20 protein-coding genes, 2 pseudogenes and 2 riboswitches are annotated in these 23,152 nt (G+C 25.1%); of the genes and pseudogenes, 2 read left to right on the top strand and 20 right to left on the bottom strand.

Translation table 11 applies throughout. From position 1 onward, the window contains the following. Positions 1-8: 8 nt before the first annotated feature. The 7 genes and pseudogenes from CSGHG_RS14890 to CSGHG_RS14860 all read right to left on the bottom strand — a co-directional run bounded on the left by CSGHG_RS14890 (position 9) and on the right by CSGHG_RS14860 (position 7,475). Complete coding sequence (locus CSGHG_RS14890) at positions 9-2,090, bottom strand: sensor histidine kinase (RefSeq protein ID WP_026022388.1); 2,082 nt, start codon at positions 2,088-2,090, stop codon at positions 9-11. Beyond that, positions 2,087-2,416: a PAS domain-containing protein gene (locus CSGHG_RS14885; protein ID WP_010296903.1), complete on the bottom strand. Its 330-nt coding sequence runs from the start codon at positions 2,414-2,416 to the stop codon at positions 2,087-2,089. The genes CSGHG_RS14890 and CSGHG_RS14885 overlap by 4 nt, the downstream gene beginning before the upstream one ends. A 635-nt stretch (positions 2,417-3,051) precedes the next feature. Next, the gene (locus CSGHG_RS21010) at positions 3,052-3,498 is read right to left on the bottom strand and encodes a putative ABC transporter permease (RefSeq protein ID WP_010296901.1); all 447 of its coding nucleotides are present in this window, start codon (positions 3,496-3,498) and stop codon (positions 3,052-3,054) included. Between the two features lie 153 nt (positions 3,499-3,651). Further along, complete coding sequence (locus CSGHG_RS14875; RefSeq protein WP_010296899.1) at positions 3,652-4,476, bottom strand: alpha/beta fold hydrolase; 825 nt, start codon at positions 4,474-4,476, stop codon at positions 3,652-3,654. A gap of 161 nt (positions 4,477-4,637) precedes the next feature. Continuing rightward, a pseudogene (locus CSGHG_RS21005) lies at positions 4,638-5,837 on the bottom strand (alanyl-tRNA editing protein). 366 nt (positions 5,838-6,203) lie between these two features. Beyond that, positions 6,204-7,013, bottom strand: a complete 810-nt coding sequence (locus CSGHG_RS14865; protein WP_010296895.1) for an alpha/beta fold hydrolase — start codon at positions 7,011-7,013, stop codon at positions 6,204-6,206. 45 nt (positions 7,014-7,058) lie between these two features. Beyond that, the gene (locus tag CSGHG_RS14860) at positions 7,059-7,475 is read right to left on the bottom strand and encodes a hypothetical protein (RefSeq protein WP_010296893.1); all 417 of its coding nucleotides are present in this window, start codon (positions 7,473-7,475) and stop codon (positions 7,059-7,061) included. Between the two features lie 734 nt (positions 7,476-8,209). Here CSGHG_RS14860 and CSGHG_RS23945 point away from each other — a divergent pair. Further along, the gene (locus CSGHG_RS23945) at positions 8,210-8,449 is read left to right on the top strand and encodes a hypothetical protein (RefSeq protein ID WP_187117226.1); all 240 of its coding nucleotides are present in this window, start codon (positions 8,210-8,212) and stop codon (positions 8,447-8,449) included. Positions 8,450-8,516: 67 nt separating this feature from the next. On the opposite strand, the gene CSGHG_RS14845 is transcribed toward CSGHG_RS23945, so the two are convergent. The 7 genes from CSGHG_RS14845 to CSGHG_RS14815 all read right to left on the bottom strand — a co-directional run bounded on the left by CSGHG_RS14845 (position 8,517) and on the right by CSGHG_RS14815 (position 16,776). After that, positions 8,517-9,911: an NCS2 family permease gene (locus CSGHG_RS14845; RefSeq protein ID WP_010296889.1), complete on the bottom strand. Its 1,395-nt coding sequence runs from the start codon at positions 9,909-9,911 to the stop codon at positions 8,517-8,519. Positions 9,912-9,987: 76 nt separating this feature from the next. Continuing rightward, a riboswitch (purine riboswitch) is annotated at positions 9,988-10,089 on the bottom strand. A 42-nt stretch (positions 10,090-10,131) separates the two neighbouring features. Then, positions 10,132-10,233: riboswitch (purine riboswitch) on the bottom strand. 84 nt (positions 10,234-10,317) lie between these two features. After that, positions 10,318-12,198, bottom strand: coding sequence for an ABC transporter permease (locus CSGHG_RS14840; protein WP_010296887.1), 1,881 nt, complete (start codon positions 12,196-12,198; stop codon positions 10,318-10,320). A 260-nt stretch (positions 12,199-12,458) separates the two neighbouring features. After that, positions 12,459-12,788, bottom strand: a complete 330-nt coding sequence (locus tag CSGHG_RS14835) for a hypothetical protein (RefSeq protein ID WP_010296886.1) — start codon at positions 12,786-12,788, stop codon at positions 12,459-12,461. A gap of 216 nt (positions 12,789-13,004) precedes the next feature. Then, positions 13,005-13,307, bottom strand: coding sequence for a hypothetical protein (locus CSGHG_RS14830; RefSeq protein WP_010296884.1), 303 nt, complete (start codon positions 13,305-13,307; stop codon positions 13,005-13,007). Further along, positions 13,307-14,314: a helix-turn-helix domain-containing protein gene (locus tag CSGHG_RS14825; protein ID WP_010296882.1), complete on the bottom strand. Its 1,008-nt coding sequence runs from the start codon at positions 14,312-14,314 to the stop codon at positions 13,307-13,309. Before CSGHG_RS14825 ends, CSGHG_RS14830 begins: the two co-directional genes overlap by 1 nt. 303 nt (positions 14,315-14,617) lie before the next feature. Continuing rightward, positions 14,618-15,064, bottom strand: a complete 447-nt coding sequence (locus CSGHG_RS14820; RefSeq protein WP_162130920.1) for a GNAT family N-acetyltransferase — start codon at positions 15,062-15,064, stop codon at positions 14,618-14,620. Positions 15,065-15,186: 122 nt separating this feature from the next. Beyond that, a complete protein-coding gene (locus tag CSGHG_RS14815) occupies positions 15,187-16,776 on the bottom strand; it encodes a [FeFe] hydrogenase, group A (RefSeq protein ID WP_010296878.1) in 1,590 nt (529 codons plus the stop codon). A 120-nt stretch (positions 16,777-16,896) separates the two neighbouring features. Between CSGHG_RS14815 and CSGHG_RS14810 the strand changes: the two genes are divergently transcribed. Further along, complete coding sequence (locus tag CSGHG_RS14810) at positions 16,897-17,415, top strand: L,D-transpeptidase (RefSeq protein WP_010296875.1); 519 nt, start codon at positions 16,897-16,899, stop codon at positions 17,413-17,415. A gap of 55 nt (positions 17,416-17,470) precedes the next feature. Here the strand turns inward: CSGHG_RS14810 and CSGHG_RS14805 are convergent, their stop codons facing one another. The 6 genes and pseudogenes from CSGHG_RS14805 to CSGHG_RS21000 all read right to left on the bottom strand — a co-directional run bounded on the left by CSGHG_RS14805 (position 17,471) and on the right by CSGHG_RS21000 (position 22,747). After that, the gene (locus tag CSGHG_RS14805) at positions 17,471-18,016 is read right to left on the bottom strand and encodes a GNAT family N-acetyltransferase (RefSeq protein ID WP_010296873.1); all 546 of its coding nucleotides are present in this window, start codon (positions 18,014-18,016) and stop codon (positions 17,471-17,473) included. A 160-nt stretch (positions 18,017-18,176) separates the two neighbouring features. Further along, entirely contained in the window at positions 18,177-19,463 is a 1,287-nt protein-coding gene (locus tag CSGHG_RS14800; protein WP_010296871.1) for a S41 family peptidase, read from the bottom strand. Between the two features lie 290 nt (positions 19,464-19,753). Next, complete coding sequence (locus CSGHG_RS14795) at positions 19,754-20,200, bottom strand: GNAT family N-acetyltransferase (RefSeq protein ID WP_010296870.1); 447 nt, start codon at positions 20,198-20,200, stop codon at positions 19,754-19,756. Positions 20,201-20,653: 453 nt separating this feature from the next. Then, entirely contained in the window at positions 20,654-21,445 is a 792-nt protein-coding gene (locus tag CSGHG_RS14790; protein ID WP_010296868.1) for a multinuclear nonheme iron-dependent oxidase, read from the bottom strand. A gap of 318 nt (positions 21,446-21,763) precedes the next feature. Further along, complete coding sequence (locus tag CSGHG_RS14785; protein ID WP_010296866.1) at positions 21,764-21,988, bottom strand: hypothetical protein; 225 nt, start codon at positions 21,986-21,988, stop codon at positions 21,764-21,766. 134 nt (positions 21,989-22,122) lie between these two features. Further along, positions 22,123-22,747: pseudogene (locus CSGHG_RS21000) on the bottom strand (DUF1847 domain-containing protein). Positions 22,748-23,152 lie beyond the last annotated feature (405 nt).

Here is a 23,152-nt window from a genome sequence, read left to right as displayed (position 1 = left end):
TGTTTCTTTTATGAATATATATCTGAAAATTCGATATTACATTTTTCTATTTTAGAATTTAATAAATTATTATCTTCTTTCTCTACAAATTCTCCTTCTATTAACCTTATTGGAATATCAAATATAAATTCAGCTCCTTTATTAATTTCACTAAACGCAAATATATCTCCACCATGCATATTTACTAAGGATTTTACTAAAGAAAGTCCTATTCCACTGCCTTCACACCTTTTTTTAAATGCATTGTCATCTTGCTTAAACCTTTCAAAAATTATATTAAGATTTTCTTTTGAAATTCCTACACCATTATCTTTTACTGAAACTAATATTTTATCTTCTTTAGCTGTAAAATTAACTTGAATTCTTCCATTTTCATCAGTATATTTTATTGCATTGGATAATAGATTAAGCATTATTCTTTCAATTTTTTCAGGATCACAAGCAATTATTTGCTCCTCTACATTTGTATCAAAAATAAGTTCTATACCTTTATTTTCAACATATTCCGCTACAGATAGAGTTATATCTTCTATGACAGATACTATGTTGTAATTTCCAAGATGTAATTTATAATAACCTGCATCTATTTTAGTTATATCTATAAAATTATTTACAAGCCTTAGCAATCTATATGAATTTTGTCTTATAGACTTCATATACCTATTTAAATCTAAATCATTAAAACTCTCACAACTATTTTTTTTACTTTCTAATAATAATTGAGTTGTGGTTAAAATTATATTAAGTGGTGTTTTAAATTCATGTGATATATTTGCAAAAAGTTCATTTTTAAGACTTTCAAGTGCCACAGTTTTTTCTAATGTTTTCTTTTCTTCTTCTAATTCTCTTTCTTCTGTTATGTCTATAGCTGTAGCAATAGCAACATTTCTTTCTGGTATAACATTACTACTTACTTGTAACCATCTATAACCACCATTTTTACACTTATATCTATTTATAAACCTTTTTACATCACCCATTAATTGGGATAATCCACTTACTTTAACAATTCCATCAACATCCTCAGGGTGAATAAGCGTTCTAAAGTCCATTGATAATAACTCTTCCTGGCTCCATCCAAGTGTTTTTACGCACTGAAATGTTACACTTTTAAAATATCCATCGGCTCCAACAATGCACACAATGTCTACTGCTGTTTCTAAGAAAAGTTCTAATTCTCTTTCTGTTTTTAGCCTTTTATCAAATTCCTTTTTCAACGCTTCGGACAACATATAATTTTTTATAATTACACCAAGTTCATCACAAGTTGAATTAATGAAATCATCCTGTTTCAGTTTAGGTTCATTGTCTTCTTTATATGACATTGTCAAAATTCCTATAAGCTCTTTATTAAAAGCAATTGGATAACATTCTTTATAATTTACATTTTCAAGCTGTATATTACAATTTTTAAACACTTTTTCATATCTATCTTCTAGATAATCACCATTATTTTCTTTTACTTTAACTAATTTTTCTTCTAACTCTTTACTTATTTTTACTTTTTCACAACTTTTAAAAATTTTTTCTGCCATTCCAAATTGTATTGCTTTAAAAAGAGTTGTATTTTCCTCATCATATATAAATATACTTATTCCATCTGCACTTAAATAATTTAGAAGTTCCTCTCCTATATTTTTTAAAAGCTCATATGGCGCTGTATAATTCTTAATTTTATCAATCATATTATGTAGTGAATCAATATTAGTTTTATTTCTTACAAGTTCTTCTTGCATTTTTTTGCTTATTGTTATGTCCCTTGTTATTCCTATAGTACATTTAACATTACCTTCTTCATCAAAAATTGGTGCCTTGTAAGTTTCTAACCATTGATCATATCCATTATGTTTAACTTTTTCTTCTAACAATTTAGGCGTCTTACTTTTTACAACTTCATTATCGTCACGTCTAAACCCTATGCTTAATTCTTCACCCCAAAAATCTTCATCAAATTCTCCTAGAATTTCATATCTAGTTCTACCAAATCTACTTGCATAAGCATCATTGGCATATATATATACTCCATCTACATTTTTCATCCAAGCTCCATAGGGTATAGTATCTAATAAATACTCCAAATCTTCCATCATGTATGGTCTTTTACTTTTTCTTTTAAAACTAAAACCTTACAATCTTCACCGTTCCATTTATCTAAAATAATTTTACTTCTAAAAAACAATACACTTTTACTTTTACAATATAATTCTATATCTAGATCAGTTATATTTTCTCCATTTTTAATTATATCTAATATACTTTTTTCGTCTTTACATATAATTTCTTGTAATTTTAAACCTTCTAACTCATTTTCATTATACCCTAACTTTTTTAATAAAGATTTATTTATAAAATTTATCTTCTCATATTTATCAATAATTAAAATACCCTCATCTAAGGTATTATAAACTAACTTCATATTAACTCATCCCCCAACCATATTTTTCTCCATTTATCACAAGTTCCAAAACTATTATCATAGCAAAACAAGATTAATGGCAAATTATAAGTTTAGTTTTGCATAATTTAAAATTTTACATAGAGATATTTTTCCCTTTTAAAATATACATTTTAATATAGCATTTATACAATTCCAAGTTAACTTTTAAAATGTTTTCCCTATATATACTAATTTAATATTATAATAATAAATGTTATTATACTTCCATATGTTATTATAATATCCTTTAAAGATTTTAAATTTTTAAAAATTAAATCATTTTCTACAATTTTATATAAAATGTAATTTAAAATTATTTACATTTTATTAGTTACCTTACATATAATACATATTATATATTGTAAATTATCACATTGTAAACATTTAAATGGTATTTATATTAAAATTTGTATAATTTAAAAAAGCTTATTAAATCAAACTTACTATACTTTTATACAAAAAGAACTATTTTATATAAATATTAAAAATAGTTCTTTTCTATATGGTTTCAAAATATTATTTCAATTTATAGGTTTTATACAATTATTTCAAAACTTCTCTCTTTTCTATTGATTTTAAAGTAAATAAAAAATCTATTGTTATACAAGTTATTATTATTGGTATAAATACTGACCAAAATATAAAACTTTTTCAAATATTATTTCTAGTAAAGGTTGTATGCAGTACATTGTAAAAAAACTAAGTACAATCCAGTAAAGTGAAAATTTGAAACTTATTATTCCATCTAAATTATACTTTAATTTGGAATAATCCCAATAGCTTTTATTAAACCATTCTTTTAGCATATATCCAGTTAAATATTCTACTGCAGTAGGAATAACAAATGCTAACATTACCATAACTAATAAATTGAATTCCATATATTCATTCAAAAACACTAATATAGCCGCAGCGAATCCATACATTGGCTTAAATGGTCCATTTAAGAAACCATCTTTTTTTAAACTTTTAATAGTAATTAAAGAATACATATTTTCTACTATCCATCCTAAAAAAGAATAAATTACAAAATTAAAAACCATAAATATAAGTAAATCCATAAAAATCTGCTCCTTCTAATAGTTTTTTACCTTAAATATAAAAAAGCAATTACTATTTTCTTTTACAAATGCTTTTTTATAGTATTAGCAGTTTTTATGGATTTTATTATTTATTTTCTATTTTATTTAGCAAATCACATATAAATTTATAGCTTACAGTTTTTCATTTTCTATTGTATTTAACCATTGATTGCTCAAAGTATTAAATAACTTTTCCTGTTCTATTTGTAAATTGTGTCCTGCTCCATCTAATATGGTAAATGTAGCCCTTGTAAAGTTATCTAAAATACTAAAACTATCTTTGTACCCAACAACGGAATCTTGCCTTCCAAGTAAAAACATTGTTGGTTTTTCAAATTTCTCATCCATATCCTTTATTGAAAATGAGTATTGATAACTTTTTTCTTTAATTGATTGTAAAGCTTCTCTATTATATAGTTCTACCCCTGATAATACTTCATTCTTATATCTTGACCACATATGTTCATCTTGAACAACCATATTGCATTCTATATTTTTAAATTCACTTGGACTTAATTTTGCAAGCAACTTAAAATTTCTCTTTAATACTATATGTGTAGGAACTTTTCTTTTTTCTAATATTGGTTCGATACATGGACATATTAATAACATACCATCTATATTCTTTCTTAATTTATGTACAAGTCCAAGTGAAATATACCCACCATAGGATTCCCCTACAAGTAAAAATTTTTCATCTTTTATTATATTTTTTATAAATCCTATTACAACATCTAACATAGCATCAGAACTGTCTACAAAATTTAAAAAGCCACTACTTCCCATACCTGGAAGATCAAAATAAATCCTTTTATACCCACTTTTCTTTTCAAATATAGGCTCCATACAACCTTTCATAAGTCTAAGGTCTGCATAATATCCATGAATCATTAAAACTGGTATTCCCTCACCTATGATTTCATAATTTATATCTATATTTTTAATTTTACACTTCAAGTTGTCATCACCTCTATATAATTAAAATGTCACTGTTAACCTAAGTCATTTTGAAATGTTTATAACAAAACAAGCTCGAATTTTAATTTATATAACATTTTTAAAGTTTTAAATTAAAGTAAATTATTAAATATAAAAAATCTCCGAGCATGTTTTAATATCTATATATTATTTTTTATCTTTCCTAAAGCATAATCAAGTGAAGATTGTAAATTCATATTGTTTTTTCCGCCACCTTGAGCTAAAAATTGACTTCCGCCACCTTTACCATCTATAAGAGTTATACTATCTTTTAATAGTTCATTCATATTCACATTTTTCAAGTTTTTTGAACATGCAAATATTAAATTTACCCTGTCTTTGTTTTTAATAGCTAAAAGTGATACTATATTTTCCTGTTCTACTAATTTTGATGCTATTTTATTTACATACTTAGCATTTTCATTTTCATATATCTTTTTAACAACAGAAATATCTCCTATCTTTATAGCTTTATCTATCATTTCTTTTATTTCATATCGAGCTATTATATCTCTTATTTTCTTATTTTCATCTACTAGACCTTTTATTTCTTCATTTAAATTTTTTATACTATTTATGGATTCTTCTTCGCTACTACTTAAATATCTACATATTTCAGATGAAAATCTATCTTTTTTTAAAGAATCATCCACCGCTCTTTTACCTGCTAAAAATTCTATACGGGTATTTCCTTTATTTTTTTCATATTTTATTATTTTTATCATTCTAATTTCCATAGTATTATTTGGATGTACACCACAACAAGCATTTATATCTAAATCTCCAACTTTTAAAACCCTAATTTCTTCCTCAGTTTTTGGAAGATCTCTTCTTAATTTAATTTTTTTAGTTCCTTTTTTAAAGGTACAAAAGATTCTACTATTAAATTTTTTCCTATAACATCATTAGCTAATTTCTCTCCTTCTCTTATCTTTTCTTCCTCTAAAATACCTTTTATATCTACAGTACTAAATTCACTGCCTAAATGAAAACTAACAGTGTTAGCATTAAATAATGTAAAAAAACATCCTGAAAGAACATGCTGTGCTAAGTGTTGATGCATACCATCTTGTCTTCTTTCCCAATCTATCTCACACTTTACTTTATGTTTTTTTATAAGGTTTTTTTTCAAGAACATGATATACTGTACCATCTTTTTCATAAACATCTATAACATTAATTTTTTCTATTGTTCCATTATCACAAAATTGACCGCCTCCCCCAGGGAAAAAAGCAGTCTTATCCAAAACTACATGAAACCTTTCATCTATTTCTTTTATCTCAACAACTTCCGCTGTAAAACTTCTAACATATTGATCTTCATAATAAATCTTTTCCATTACTATACCACTCCATTTCTGAATTTATCTTCCTATAGCATTACAAGCCAATTTTTAATTTGATAAATTTAAATGTGAGCTTGTTTCCCTATATATTACTAAAAGTATTATACCATACTTTAATATTATTAAATTTAATATAATAAGCTATATAAAATTTAACAAAAAGTTTTTTGAAAAATAATCTTTAATAATTATAGCTACATTAAAAATATATTCTCAAAACCTTTTTACATAGATTTTTTTGTTATAAAAAGCGGTATCATAAATAAGATACCGCTTTTACTATAGAGGTCCGGATAAAAATATTTTAAGATTATTGAATAAATTTAAATTGGACCTTATTTCTCTATATGTATTAACTATTTAAAATTTTGCTAACCAATCTTTAACCATTGTATTAAATATTTCTTCCTGTTCAAATTGAAGATTATGTCCCGCTTTATCTATAACAGCAAAGGTTGCTCTTGGAAAATTATCTAACATTTCAAAAGCATCTTTATATCCAACTATAGAATCTTGGCGACCTAGAAGCATAGTAGTTGGCTTTGTAAATTTTTCTTTTAAATTTATAGCATCAAAAGAAAATTCATATCCATTTTCTTTTATATTTTTTAATAATTCTCTATTACAAATTTTAATACCATATAACACTTCATTTTTAAATCTTTCCCATGTTTTACTGGTTTGTACTACAACCCTCTCATTAAATTTATGTAAATCTCTTGCACTTAGCTTGCTAGTCAAACTTTTATCACACTCTAATATCACATGTTCTGGTAAATTGCGTTTTTCCATTGGAGCAATAACACATGGACATATTAAAAGCAATCCTTTAACTTTTGAAGCTATTTTATGTAATAATCCCAATGATATATACCCACCATAGGATTCTCCTACTAATAAGATTTCTTCATTTGGAATAATTTTTTCTATAAATTCTAGTACAATTTCTAAAATTTCATCAGAATTTTTAATCCATTCTCCACCTATTGATTCTCCCATGCCTGGTAAATCTAAATAAATTCTTTTATAGTTTTTATTATCTATTAAAATAGGTTCCATACATCCACTCATAAGATTACTATCTGCAAAAAAACCGTGCAACATAAGAATTGGTATACCATCGCCAATAATTTCATAATTTAAATTCAAATCTTTAATATTACATATCATTTTAAAACCACCTTATTATAAATACAAGCCATTTAAATCTTATATCTATATTGAACTATATAAGCATTGTTCCTCTCTAAATATAACAACATTTAAATTATAATTTGTTATATTATAATATATTTTTATTTCATCTAAATCTAACATATCTGTAAATAAAATATCTTTATAAGTAAAATTTGCATCTTTATTTCTATTTTCATTGTCTTTATAAAAGTATATACCAACTACCATCCCATAACTATAACCTTTTAATGGCCCTTCTTGCTTAGTTATAACTGGAAATGTATTATCTCCCGCCCCATCAACAGCTATTGTATCACTTTCTTTTCTGCCAAGTCCAAAATGTGCAAGTCCCTCTATAGAAGTTAATGCTGCTTCTTCTTTCTCTCCATTTTTTACAAATTCAAAATGAAGGGAAGTATTTTTCTTGTTTATTATATTAATATCTAATCTGTCCATATTATCACCTCTACCTTTATAAGTCATATATTATTTTTTTATATAATTAGCCGACTACAAAACTTTATAAGAATAATTTGTAGTCTTAATATTTATATAATTTTATTAAATTTAAACTAGATGCATTTAAAATTTTAAACTTATGAGTGGAGAATATTAACCAGTTATGCAACATATCTGTTGCTTATATGATATACTATATGAATGTATAATAATTACAAATACATAAAGTTAAAATTGAATTATTACAAAAAATCCAATTATTCTTGATTTATTATACAAATAAATTTAAATGTAATTTTTATTATATCACAAAAACTTTATTCCACTTATTTTTTTAATATTAAAAATTTGATTTATATTCTTTATATTACATTATTTTTTGCAACTTTTAAATCATAAAATCAAATAATTTTTATTTAATTTAAAAATTATCTTTTAAGGAGGACTTTTATGTTAATTTTAATTAGTATTTTTACTATTTTGGTAATAGGATTAATAAGTAAACAATTTCCACTTATCATTTATTTAGCAGGTATATATACACTATTTTTATTTTTTATAATATAAAAAAATACTTTACTTTATTTATAAATATGAAAACAAAAGATAAAAATACTAAAGTTTTCTTCTTTCCTTCATCGGAAAATTATTTGTTCTTTTTCATAATGCTATTTTTATATTTATTTGGTATTATAGATTCTTCAATAAAATTAAAACAAGTATATTTTTTTATGATGATTTTAACTTTAGACCGCTGTTTATGTAATGGATTAATTTTAATAAATAAAAACGAAGCATTTATAAAAAATATTAAATTTAATTTTAAAGATATACACAATGTAAATTATGAATCTCCAGTAGGTTTTCTTAAAAAAACTCCTATTAAAATTTTTTTAAATGATACAAACGTAGTATCTCTTCATCTTCGCTACAAATATATGAAATTTTTAAATCAATATATCGATTTATAGTAAATAAAATCTCTTAAACTCTATATAATTTAGAATTCAAGAGATTTTTTAAATCTTTTTTAGCTAATTAATCTGGCATAAGTATAAATCTTAATATAAATAATATAGCAAAAATATATAGCATATTATGTACTTCTTTTTTTCTTCCAGTTACAATTTTCATTATTGGATAAAATATTATTCCTACTGCAATTCCATTAGCTATTGAATAAGTAAATGGCATCATAGCTATTGTAAAAAATGCAGGTAATCCTTCTGTAAAATCCGAAAAATTAATTTCTGTTACAGCTCTCATCATAAGTATTCCAACAATTATAAGTGCTGGTGCTGTAGCACTTTGTGGAACTATTCCTATAAGACCGCTAAAAAATAATGATATTAAAAGTAATCCACTAACTATAACATTACAAAGTCCTGTTCTAGCTCCAGCTGCTATTCCTGCCGCTGATTCAACTACTGTTGCAAGTGTCGTAGTTCCTAAAAGTGCTCCACAAGTTGTAGCTATTGCATCAGATGTAAGCGCTTTTCTTAAATTCTTAGCTTCTCCATTTTCATCTATCATACCAGAACTTTGAGCTGTTCCAACTAAAGTTCCAATTCCATCAAATAAGTCAACTAAACTTAATGTAATAACAACCATGAATACTGTTAAAATAGCTCCTAAAATTCCATTTCCATTGCTAAATAAAAGCCCTTTTAAATCTATTGCAAAGAAAGTTGACCCTACATTTGGCATTGAAAATACTTTTGCACCTTGAAGACTAGTAATCCCCATAGGTATTCCTATTATTGTAGTTATTATAATTCCTATAAGCATTGCACCTTTAGTGTTTCTTGCAACAAGTATTGCTGTAATTATAAGACCAATAATTGTAAGCACAACTGTTTTGTCAGTAAAATCTCCAAAAGACACTAATGTAGATGGATTTGCAATTACAAGTCCACCACTTTTCAATCCTATTAACGATACAAATAATCCTATTCCTGCTGTAATTGCAAATTTAAGATTTTGAGGAATAGCCTGTACAATTTTCTCTCTAATAGAAGTAAGTGTTATTATTATAAATAATACTCCTGATATAAAGACTGCACCTAACCCTTGCTGCCATGTAAAACCAAGGTTTAAGCAAATATTATAAGAAAAAAATGCAACAAGTCCTAATCCTGGAGCTAATACAAAAGGTAGGTTAGCATGAAAGGCCATTATAAGTGTCCCTAAAGCTGATGATATACACACAGATGCAAAAGCTGATGCTATTACTGGATCATTTGCCATTGATAGCGCTGCTGCTGCGTCTCCAGTAAGATTTTGAGCATTCATACCTCCTATCTTCAGTATGTTAGGAATAACTAATAATGCATATGCAAAAGTAATAAATGTAGTAAATCCGCCTATAATTTCTGTTTTCACATTAGTGTTATTCTCTTTTAACTTAAATTGTTTTTCTAATAAATCTTTCATCATTTGCTCCTTTCATATTTATTTTTAAAAGTTATAAAAAATAGTATTGACGGTAAATCAATACTATTATAGTAAACTATAGCTTTGACTTACCCATAGAAAGAAATTTTACGGTTTTCTTGTAGAAACTTTTGGTCCATATCACCAAAAATATATGGATATTCTTATATTTTATAAAAAAATGCTAGTATTGACGGTAAATCAATACTAGCATAAATAGCTCTAAACTTGACTTACCCATAGTGAGAAATTTTACGGTCTTCTCGTAGAAACTTTTGGTCCATATTACCAAAAATATATGGATATATAATTTATTAATTGAAAGTTATTATACTATTTTAAAAAACTGTTGTAAACAAATTTTAACTAAAATGTTTTTTTCGCAATTTTCTTTAAAATCACTTGCTTATTCTATACCTTTTATTGACTCAACTATACTTTTGCTAAATAAACTTTTTATTGGAATTATAGCAGAACTTACACATATTAATGTTACTATTATAATAGAGGTTACTATAGTATTAAAGGGCATTGACCACGTTAAAAGACTACTTATTCTTTCTCTTCCACTAAAATAAATTATAACTGTTAATATAGTTCCAAAAATAGAACCTAAAATACTTGATGCTAACCCATAAAATACACCTTCTGACATGATCATAATTGTAACATCTTTATTATTAAGACCTATTGCTCTTAATATACTTATTTCTTTTTTTCTTAAAATAACACTCATATTCATAACATTAACAAGATTGATAATGCTTATAATTCCTATTACTGTTAAAAAACCATATAACATTATAGCAAAATCTTTATTGTTTTCTTTTGCTTTATTATATTCTTCTACATATGACTTTAATGTTAATTCCTTACTATCACTTATAGAATCATTTAATTTACTTTTTATATCATTAAAATTAAATCCTTCTTCACATTTAATTTTACAGCCAATATATCCATTTAAATTCAAGTAATTTTCACAACTATAATTGCTAACAACTGGCACTATAGGTACATCACCAATAGACATACCTAGACTATTGCTGTTTAAAATTGCAACTACAGTAAAAGGAACATTTTTTATGCCGTCTTCTCTACCATTTTTATCATATTTGGGAACAATCATATTTAAAGTGTCTCCAATTTTAATATCCGTATATTCTTTATTATTAATGTTTTGAACTATAGCCACTGTAGGTCTATTTTTCACTGAGTCTAGAGTTTTATCCCCTTCTTGAACAGACGGAATTAGTTTGTCTATTTCCTCATTGTCGTATCCTAAAATTCTACTTGAAAATAAGTATCTTTTTATATCTGATGTTGAAGACTCCTCCTTTTTTAATTCACCAATTGACCTTAAATATTTAAACCCTGTTTTAGTTATACTTTTTTCTGGGACTTCAATACTGCAGTCTAATTCTTTACATTTATATATATTTTCTATACCTTGAATTTTCTGTAGTTCTTCTATTTTATCATTTTTCATTTCATAACCGTTTATATTAGATGTAGACTTTATAATAAAGTCTCCTCCAAATTTTTCTTTATAATTGTTAAGAGGATCTAAACAATTTATTAAGTAATGTACTCCAAAAAACATTATAACTATTATATTTAATGAAATTACAGTAGTAATAAACCTTTTTTTATTTCTATCTAAATTTAAATATGCCATATTAGTTGAAAAAGACATTTTCTTTCTAATAGAACCCTTTGTTTCTAATCCAACTTTAAGCATATGACCTTTTAAATTCAAATTATTATTAGAAAAAATAGCCTGCATTGGAGAAACCTTCGATGCCCTTTTTGCCGGAAAATAATTTCCTATTATTAAGGTAAGAAATCCTATCATCAAAGAAAAATATATACCTTTTGGAGGAATATATACTAATTCAGCTAAATTGCCTAAATCTATATATTGAGATTTTATAAAAATTTTAGTTAAAATCGAACCTACTACCATAGCTATAGGAATAAAAATAACACCTACTAAAACCCCTTCTAAAATAACAAGAGATTTTATCATTTTAGGTGATGCTCCTAATGCTCTAAATATACCAAATTCCTTTGTTCTTTCCGTAACCATTATATTAGAAATATTATAGATAACTATCCCTGACACTGTTCCTATTATTAAAAACAAAAGTGATAATATCATATTTAAAAAGTTTATATTATTTTCCCCAGCAATTTTTGCATCATTTTTACCTATAGATAAAGAGCCATAATCATTAATATAACTAATTATTAAAAATACTTCATTTAAAGAATACTTTTCTTTCAAAATACCATAAATTCTATGATTAACTTTTCCATTTATTTCTTTATTTAATGCAAATTGTGAGGTTACATAAGCCTTGGCTCTATTTTTCAGTGGACTTTCATAATTTTTATAATTAAATATCCCAACTAATAAAAACTCATCTTGTTGTTTTAAATCATAACTTTCATTCTTATTAAAATATTGTGCTATATATTCTAATTCTATTTTATCTCCTAAATTATATTTAACTGGAAGTTCATCTAATATCCATTCTTCTAATGCTATCTCATTATTTTTTGTGGATATCTCCCCGTTAATAATTTAAAATTCAATATTTTATCTTCTATTATATTGTTATAACCATTTATTTCTATTTCGAATTTACTATTTGGTACTTTACAGATTCCAACAGATGTTTCTATTATTGATGTTTTTAAAAAACTTTCTTCTGCAAATTCATTCATAAGATTATAATCATTGCTTTCTGTAAAAATATCGTAAGTTCCACCACCTAAATTTATATATTCTTCACTTTTATTTTTTATAATAGAGTCACCTACTATACTCAATGAAACTATTAATGATATAGCAAGAACTATACTAATGCCCATAATAAAAACTCGTTTTTATTTTTTATTATATTACGTGGAATAATACCCCAAAATTTTTTCAAATTATCCCTCCGCTCTTTATTTTCAGAATATTCTTATCTATATTTTACTCCTATTTTTTTACATTTTCAACAATCATAGGTTCATAAAAAAAGCTAAGTTTTCACTTAGCTTGATAAATTTATTTTATTAATATATATAACGATTTTTATAATGCTAGCGACTTTTTTCTATTTCTTTTACTTTCAATAATACACCTTGAATTTTCTTTAAAGTATCATTTGCTTTTTCTATTTCATTATTATTCAAATATAGTTCTTGTAATTTTGTATATACCTTTATAATATCTAGGTAATTCTTTGTTTTATCTAATATCTCTATCATCTTTTTATAATTAAATTCTAATTTTCTATAATCTTTCGTTTGTAAATATGCCTTTTCAAAAAGGTTATATGTTTTAACTATATATTCATAATCTTTATATTCCATTGCATTTTCTAAAGAAAGTTCCAAAATCATTATACACTCTTCATAAAGCTTTTTTCTAAATATACTTTAGCTTTATTAACTAAAGTATGAGACAAATTAGGCTTGTCCTCTTTTATTCTAATTTGCTGAGATTTATTAAAGTAATCTAATGCTGTTTCTAAATCTTTGTCGCCTAAATAAGCATCTCCAATATTATTATAAACATAAGCTAAAATATCATTTTTAAAATTCATTTTAGATATTAAATTATTATATATGTCAATAGCTATTTTACACTGTCCTTTATCCTTATAGCAATTTGCTTTTATACTATTAGCACATATATACAATTCTTCTTCCTTATCATCATAAAACTCATAGTTCTCTGTAAATTTATTAAGAGTTAAAATTGTTTTATCAATATCACCAGATTGTTTATAACAAACTGCTAAATTATAAAGTGCCTTTTGCATATCACTTCTTTTATTAAATTTTTTACAAGACTCATATTCTCTCATAAATAGTACAATTGCTTCATCATAATTTAATACATAATATTTACATTTTGCAATTCTATTATATAATGTTATTTCTTTGTCAGCTAACAAATCATTTCTATTTAAATCTAATGCAAAAAAATAATACTTATATGCATTTACATACTCATTATTTTTGAAATATATTTCTCCCATTCTCATATAACTTAAGCACTTTATTTTTTCTAATTCATATACTCTTCCAATTTCTAGAATATCTTTTAATTCTTCTATAGTAATATTTTCTTTTTTTAACTCTGACTCACAATACCACTGAGCCTCTTCTTTTGGTGTTCTTAGAAAATATTCTTCATCAATTTCAAGATTTATATTTAACTCTTTAGCCCTTTTTATAAAACTATTTGTTATAGTTTTTGCTGCTTCTTTCGTTATATTTCTTCTGCTATTTTCTAAAAGACCTAAATATCCTCTAGTAAAATTTTCTGTAGCAAAGTCCTGTTGCGTCATTTTCAACTTTTTTCTTAACTCTTTAATTTTTTCGGCTCCAGTTAAAAATTCCACTATTCTGCACACCCTCTCTTAGCATTCAACTTACTCTATAATGATGCCTAATTTTTGATATTAATGAAACTAAACCTTTACATTTCAATACAATTTAATTAATTTTCTGAAATCATCTTTAACATATTAAATAAAGTAAAATTTATATATTTTATTACTATATTATAGTATCAGATTCATTTAAAAATCTATAGTATTTTTATTAAAATTTAAATTTAAATATTTAAATATATAATTATTACCATTTACACATTTGATTTTTAATTTTTTATAAAATAATGAAACAATATTCTAAATTTTAAACTATATCTTTTTTTCATATATTACATAATCATCATTACTAAAAACAATAGTATAATTTAACTTTTTAAATATTTTACAAGACCCTTTATTAGAACCTCTTACATATGCGACAAATTTATTTATATTGTTAATATTACTTTTTGCAAACTTTTCGCCTTGTTTTACAATCTCAGTTCCAAGACCTTGTCCTCTATAATTTTTATCTACACTATAATTAAATACAACTCTATCCTCATCCTTTGACAACTTAAGTTGACCTATACTTACACTATCTTTTTCCACAATAAAACTGTATACATTTTCACTTTCTAATTCCTTAATAAACCTATCGGTAAAATCTTCAATAGACACTACATCTGTATATCTAGCATTTTTTCTAACTTCCATATCGTTAATCCACGTAAATAATGTTTCACAATCACTTAAATGTACTTTTCTTAATAACATGTTTAATCTCCAATCCTTATATAAATTTCGCATATATAACATATATTTTAACACTTTATCCTGCTAATATAAAACCTCCTTTTATAAGATTTTTTTAGATTCTTATAAAAGGAGGTCATATACTACCTTCTGCGCTTTTTACCTCTACAAGTTCTTTTATTGATTTTCAATTCTGAACTTCTATCTTTATATTGAGTATGGAATAAAAGTCTTGCTCTTTCTTCATCAGGATTACCTATATAATTATCATACATTTCTTTGACTTCTTTATTTTCTACCGATACTTTCTTTTGAGACTTTTCATCTATATTTCTTAAGACATTTTTTCTCAAGTCTATATAGTTCTTTGTTAATTTTTCTTGAGTTCCTTTATCATAAACATTAATTTTCGGCGCACTAGTTCTACAAAGTTTGCTACATAGTGTACATCCTACACACTGCATTTGTGAAACCTCTGCATATCCATTTTTGTTAAAACTTATAGCTCCAACAGGACAATTATCTATACATGTACCACATGCTATACATTTTTTCTCAATTATTTCAGACTTCCTTATAACTCTTGGAGTACCACCACCATTAATACAACCACCTGGACAAGACATAACCTCAACAAAAGTGTACTCTTTCCATTTATCATCTTTTAAAAATACTTCAACATCACTTAATCCACTTATTACTGCCACTTTCATAAGTTGACTACCTATTATTACTTCTGCTTCCTTAGAATTTTTTGTTCCATCTATTTTTGAATATTGTATTTTTTCTATTTTAGAAATATCATCATTTAAATAATATGCAACGGTTCTAAGGGTAGCCTCCATAACACCAGATGATAAACCAAAAATCACTCCTGCACCTGTGTATTCTCCTAGCATACTATCTGATGGTTCCGATGGAAGTGCAGTTATATCTATTCCCTTTGATCGTAAAAGTTCTCCATATTCTCTTACAGTAAGTACTGTATCTATATCCTTGTATCCTTCACGTCCCATCTCATCTCTTTCTGCTTCATATTTTTTTGAAGTACAAGGTTTTATTGATACCACATATATATTCTCTGGTAATATTTTAAATTTATTTGCAAAATAAGTTTTTATGCTTGCTCCCATTATCTGTTGAGGTGACTTACATGTAGATAAATTATTGATTAGTTCCGGCCTGAAAATCTCTACATATCTTACCCAAGAAGAACAACAGGATGTAAACATAGGTAAATTTTCTTTACGAGATAATCTTTTTATAAGTTCTGTTCCCTCTTCTATTACAGTAACATCTGCTCCAAAATCTGTATCAAAAACCTTTTCAAATCCCAATTTTCTTGCAGATGCTTGAACTTTTCCTTCTACATTACTTCCTATTGGAAGATTAAACTCTTCCCCTAAAGTTGCCTTTAAAGCTGGTGCGGCAAATGCTACCATGTATTTTCCATTACCTAATTCTTTCTCAACTTTTTCAATATCATTTCTTGCAGTAATAGCAGTGGTTGGACATATAAGAGTACATTGTCCACAATAAATACACCCTGTTTCCTCAAAAGTTCCCATCTTTGGTACAACTGTGCTTTTTCCCTCCTGTGTAGATTTTAATACAGATATACCAGTTATATCTGTGCAGTTTATAGCACAAGCAGTACACCCTATACATTTTTTCTTATTAATATCTATAAGATTTTCTTTATTAACTACTTGTCTTTTTTTAGATTTTCCCATATCCTTCTCCTATTTATTACTATATTAATATATTTAATATAGTTTTTATAAGATTATTCCTAAATTCAACATTTTTTAAGTTCTTAATATAATAATATATATAAGTTTTTAGGTGATGTTATGAAAAAACTGATACGTTATCTAATTTATAAAACTAAAATTAGATATAATACAAATAAATCTATAGCCTTAAATTATTTTAGAAACGACGATAATTATATTGATAAAGCTACAGACTTTCTTAATAATAATAACTTTTTTAGTAGTTCAAAATATTTTATATGGGTAGATACAAAAAATTTTAAAGTAAATATATTTGAGGGGGCCAATAAAAATTGGAGACTTATTAAAAGCTATTTATGCACTATAGGTAAACCCTCTACCCCAACGCCTAAAGGAGATTTCAAAGTAGGTATTAAAGGTTTATATTTTGGCGTAGAAAAGGGATATAAATGCTGGTATTATACTCAAATAATAGACGATTATCTTTTTCATTCTATAATTTATAATCTTAATGGTACAGTAAGAGATGGTAGATTAGGCATGGCTTTATCTAATGGATGTATAAGACTAAAACTTGAGAATGCAAAATGGATATGGGATAACATTCCAAAAGGTACTTCTATACACATAAACTAAATATAAAATAAACTAAGGTGTAAATTAATAATCATATTACTTTACACCTTTAAAACTATTGATTTATTAAAACCATTCTGAGATGATCTTTCCAAATTCCATTAACCTCTAAAAACTTATGTGCAATTCCTTCACTCATAAATCCTAATTTATATAAAACTTTTAAGGATTCTTTATTGTTTTCTTGAACATATCCTTCTAATCTATGTAGATTATACTCCTTAAACATTATTTTAATCCCCTTTTGCATAGCTTCTGTAATATAACCTTTATTAATTTCATCTTTATCACACTTATATCCTATGTGACAAGATAAAAATGCAAAAGGTACTATATTATAAAAAGTTATTTGGCCTATTATTTTATCCAAATTATCTTTTTTAAAAAGCCACAATCTCAGCATAGAATTATTTTCACTAAACTTTCTGTCCATTTTTAATTGACTTTTTTGATAAGATAAAGTATAAAAAATATCATGTCTCTTAGGCTCATATCTTTGAAAGAACTCTTTATTTCTTATATTATAATCTAAAACTAATTCCCCATTTGACTCATCTAATTCTTTTAAAACTAATCTATCTGTATAATAAATTTTTCCCATATCAAATACTCCCTTGTAAATATATAATATTAAACTCTTAAATTTTATCTTTATAATGAAAAAATATATAATAAGTAGATAGTGGACCATGTATAGTTTAAAATTTTTAATTTCACTTTTAAAAACTTTTCGCTTTCCACTATCTATTTTTTAAATTTTACTATTTGTCCTTAATCGCTTCATAACATTCATCTACTCCTTTTAGATAGTTATGAAATTTGTCTATTACTTCTATATCTGGAAGAACTCCGCCATCACTTTCTACTCCTAAATCATAATACTGTGTAGAATAATCCACCTCTATATCTGTATTAGGCAAATTAAACCACCCCAAGTTTCCATAACATTTTGCATTACCACCGGTTTCTTCACCAACTAATTTTGCATTCAGTTGAAATTTCAAATCAGTGGCAGCCATACAACCTGATGAGAAAGTCTCCTTTCCAATTAAAGCAAATACTTTTTTATCTTTAATTTTTGTATCTCTATTTAATGCAGTTATTATCCTGCTCATAAATCTGCTATCACCACCAGTATTCTTTCTTAAATCTACAACAAATTTATCCATGTTTCCTTCATTAGAATTTATTTCTTTAATTAAGCTTTCTAAAAAAGTATCAAAATTTGAATCTAAGCATTGATTATATTGTAAATAAAAAATTTTGTCCTTTTCTACAAATTTAAACCAATATGCATCTTCTTGTCCTTCTGGCTTTTGATTCTTAATTAGCTTTTGTCTGACTTCTTCAGATAGTAATGTTATTCTACTTTCCTTATCATATAAATCTTTATACAGTACTACATTAAGATTTTTAGTTGTATTCTTTCCATTATCATCTTCAAAAGTAAACTCACATTGTTCCTCATCTGTAATATCTAAAAATTTCAATACAGGATAGTATGTTACTACAAAAAAATTTGTTGCTTTTGCCCATTGATTATTTTCATAAGAAACTAAAGTGTTTACTTTTTCAAGAACTTTATTAAGTGGTATGCCATTTACAGCAATTAATTTCTTACCTAATATATCTTCATTGCCTTTAAATGTACTAAAAACTCTAAGTTCATTACCAAACCAATATAATGATATAGGATATATTTTCATATCATCAATTTTACTTTCTAATTGGTCCCAATACACATGAGTATGGGCATCTTTTAATAATGCTGTTAATTGATATAATCTCATGTAAATATCTTCATCCGTAAGTTTAGGAACATCTTTTTTTAATCTTTTAACTTCTTTTATCCATTCCCTTTCATTTATCTTATAAAAAGGATTAGGATGCTTTTCTGAAAGTTCCTTAACTAAATAGTCAATATCTTCAGTCCATTGCTCATTAGTAAATTTCTTATTTTCATTTGTAATAGCTTCTGTTGTTTTTAAACATCCCATACTAAATAAGCATAAAAAACTAAGTAATAAAGCAATTAAACGTTTATACATAAAATACCCTCTTTCCAAAATATATTATATTTTAATTATATTGGAAAATAGCTTAACACACTTATTTTATTTGTTAATTTTTAATAAACATTTAATTTTTATTTTTTTAAACAAATAATTATTTTAATAAAAAAAATTAGAGAGATAAGCAATATATCCTCTAATTTATATACTTATAAATCATTCATTTTTATTCTAGTGAAAATTTTGAATTTTTAAACTATTATTGAAATACATTTGTTAAATAGGTTGTCTCTAAAATTTATTTATTAGAAACACTTGTAAATAAATTATCTAAACATTGTAACATACCATGTCTTAAAATATTGTTTTTTATAAAATTTAATAATATTATCCATATCTTTTGAAGATGAATAAAGTAAAGATCTCTCAACACCATTTTCTTTAGCAACTTCTATTAACTTATCTAATAAAGCATTTCCTATTCCTTTTCCTCTATTTTTAGCTGCTATATAAATATCTTCTATTTCAATATAAGGTTCATCATCATCAATCACCGCAATATTTTTCCCTTTATGAATAGTTCCATAAGCAAAACCTAAAATCTCATTTTTAAACTCATAAACCCAAAAATATTTACCAAGCTTTTCTTCTAACTCATCCCTCTCAATTGGAACAAAACCATAGGTTATATTCTCTTTCGCCCATAGCTGTTGTAATGCTACAACAGAATCTAAATCTTCATATCTACCTTGTCTAACGATTCCTTTTCCCATGCCATTCCCCTTCTTGACTATAAATTTTTTGTATCACTTATATTAAATAAGCTAACAAAATCCATTTAATGTATGAATTATTTTAAATATCTTATGAATTATATTGAATTTTTTAATATAATAAATTATAACACTTTTTTAAGTTTTGTGAATTGCTTAAAATAAGAATTAATATATGCTTCATAAAATCAAAAAAAATTTAACTTTTTGTAACGTTTACTTAATTTTTTTAACTACTAATATAGGATTTTTTATAATATATTTACATTTATTAATTTAATTTTTTATTTCATATTTTAGATTTAACTTAACACTTTATTATCATTTTATGAATATATTAAATGAGATAGTTACATATTATTTTTTAAAACCTTTTGAAAAAATAATAGCTAGTGATAATATATACCTAGCAAACATATACTACTAAAACTTTAATATTACAACATTTTCTATCTACTTATTACATATATTTTGTATTTCATTTAACTGATTTTCTAAATTTAAAATAACAATATCATCATCCTCTGTATCTAATCCATTATATTCTAATGTAACTACATATGGATTTGAATATTTAAGTACCCATTCTAATAATTTAAAATCTTCTTCTTCCATAGACTGGTGAGTATCTTCTGGAAAACCATCCTTATCATAACCAGAACCATTCACATGAATTTCTCTAACAAGCTCGAGTGGTAACTTACGAATATAATCCTTAATATCCAAACCACGATATTTTGCGGTAATCTTTGCATGTGTTAAGTCAAGTAAGAATGATACATCATTTTCTATGAATAGTCGATTAATTTGTTCTGGCATAACATATGGGTAATGATCAAACATTATACGATCCTTTGGTGAATCAGGCGTGTTTTCAAGTAATAATGGTACTGATATATTCTTTTTAAAAATCTGAATCTGTTTGCACATATGGCTAAATATGTTTTCATCTGTCATATACTCACACATATCTGAATTTTTAATTGAAAGGTGAATCCCATAGTGTGGTGAGTTGCATTTTTTTATAAGTTTGTTTGCTAAATAAAAATTTACTTCTTCTATATTTTTCATCCCAGTATGTTCAAAATATCCTAGACCATGTAATAAAATTGGCTTCATTGATCGAATTATTGAAAACTGATTATTAAAATCTCCATATGCACCAGCCTTAATATAATCTATTTTGATTCTATCTTCTTCAAGAAGAAGGTGTAAAGCCTTTGACCAATTACATCCAACATACATGTTTTATCCTCCCATAATTCTTAAATAAAAGTAAATTTATATTTTGTTTTTTTATTATTTTAATAAATTTACTTAAATTCTCTATAATAAAAAATATTACACTATCTTTATTTAAAACTATAACTTACATTATACAACTTTTTTACAAATATATGAAATTCTATATTTTATTAGTTTAAAATAAGATTGTATTAAAATGTATGACTAAAAAAGTTATTTCAAATCTATAATTTAAAATAACTTTTTTTATAATAATATATTTTTTACAGGTTTAATAAAAATAACTTCCATTCTAAAATAAAACACACAAAAAACAATTTAAATTATAAACAATAGTAATATCATTATAAATATTGTAAACCCCAATACTAAAATTGACATACATCTGTGATGCTTAATTGCATCTTTGCTTGGTTCTAGATTAATATTTTCAAACCTCCATTTATTATCATAAAGTATACTTTCCCGAGGATATACTACGTTATATATAAGTATTCCTATAATAGGTACCATACAAAGAAAACCTATAATTAGCTCAATCAACTTCTATTCCCCCCATTTATCTTAATTTTCAATATATTAGCCATATTATTATATGTCGTTATACAATATTTGGTATAACTTTTTATATTAAAAATTACACGTAGTCACTACTAATTACATTATCTTTATATTCTTTATTTATATAACTTATCTTTATAATAACTCTCTGACAAATATAGTGCTCCTATAGGATTATGAGCAAGAACTCTATCCTTAACTGCAAAAACAGTTACTGGTGCATTTGAATATTTTATAAATAAAGAGTCATGTCCAACACATAATCCTAAAAGTATATTTAATTCTGTTTTAGCATCATTTAAAAGAGTAGCTTGTCCTATAGGATTACAAATAGGTTCATAATTTCCTGGTCTTACTTTCTCATTATCTTTAATTTTTAAAAACTCTTTAGGTATGCTTCCATTTTTACATACTACAGAATTTACTTCAAATCCATTATGTTGTAATATCTTACTTAATATTTTCGCTTCATTACTAAAGCCTACACAAAATGCTACTCCAAGTTTTTTAAAATTGCATTTTTTTAGCAAATTCCATTATTTCTTCAAGTCTTGTTTTTTCACAATAACCTTCTGCTTCAACTATAGCAGAGTTATATGCTAACTTAAAATTTTCTTCCTCCAAGTATAATTCCTTTATCTTTTCTTGCTTTTCCTTCTTATTACATGGACAATTAACCGGAACTTTTTCTAATTGCCCTGATTTGCAATTATGCTCACTACACATAGCACAAGTATACATTTTTTCACCTTAACCTTTCCTATAAAAATTTAATAATTGATATCTTTATATTACTTCCATTTATATTTATCGTCAAATGCCAATAATCATTAATTGCCTGTCAATCTATATTAAATTAATAACTACATAATGCCCGTCACTATTTTATAATAACTAGTAATTTAATCCTTAATAATATTTAATGACTGTCACTATTTATATAGTTTAAATACTTTAGTTTTTAATATTTAGTTCATTAACTTATAGAAAGTAGCCCTTTTTAAATAATTTTTTATAGCTTGTACAACTTATAAACTACTCTAATAACATTTTTTTAATTTTTTCAAAAAACACTAAATTATTGAGACTTCTTTTTCTATAAACTTTTTAAATATATTTTTATATTTACTATTATGTATGATAAGC

This window comes from Clostridium senegalense JC122 (assembly GCF_000285575.1).
GTDB lineage: Bacteria > Bacillota > Clostridia > Clostridiales > Clostridiaceae > Clostridium_J > Clostridium_J senegalense.
Note: the sequence above shows the minus strand (reverse complement) of the source record. Positions and strands in the feature narration are given on the sequence as shown.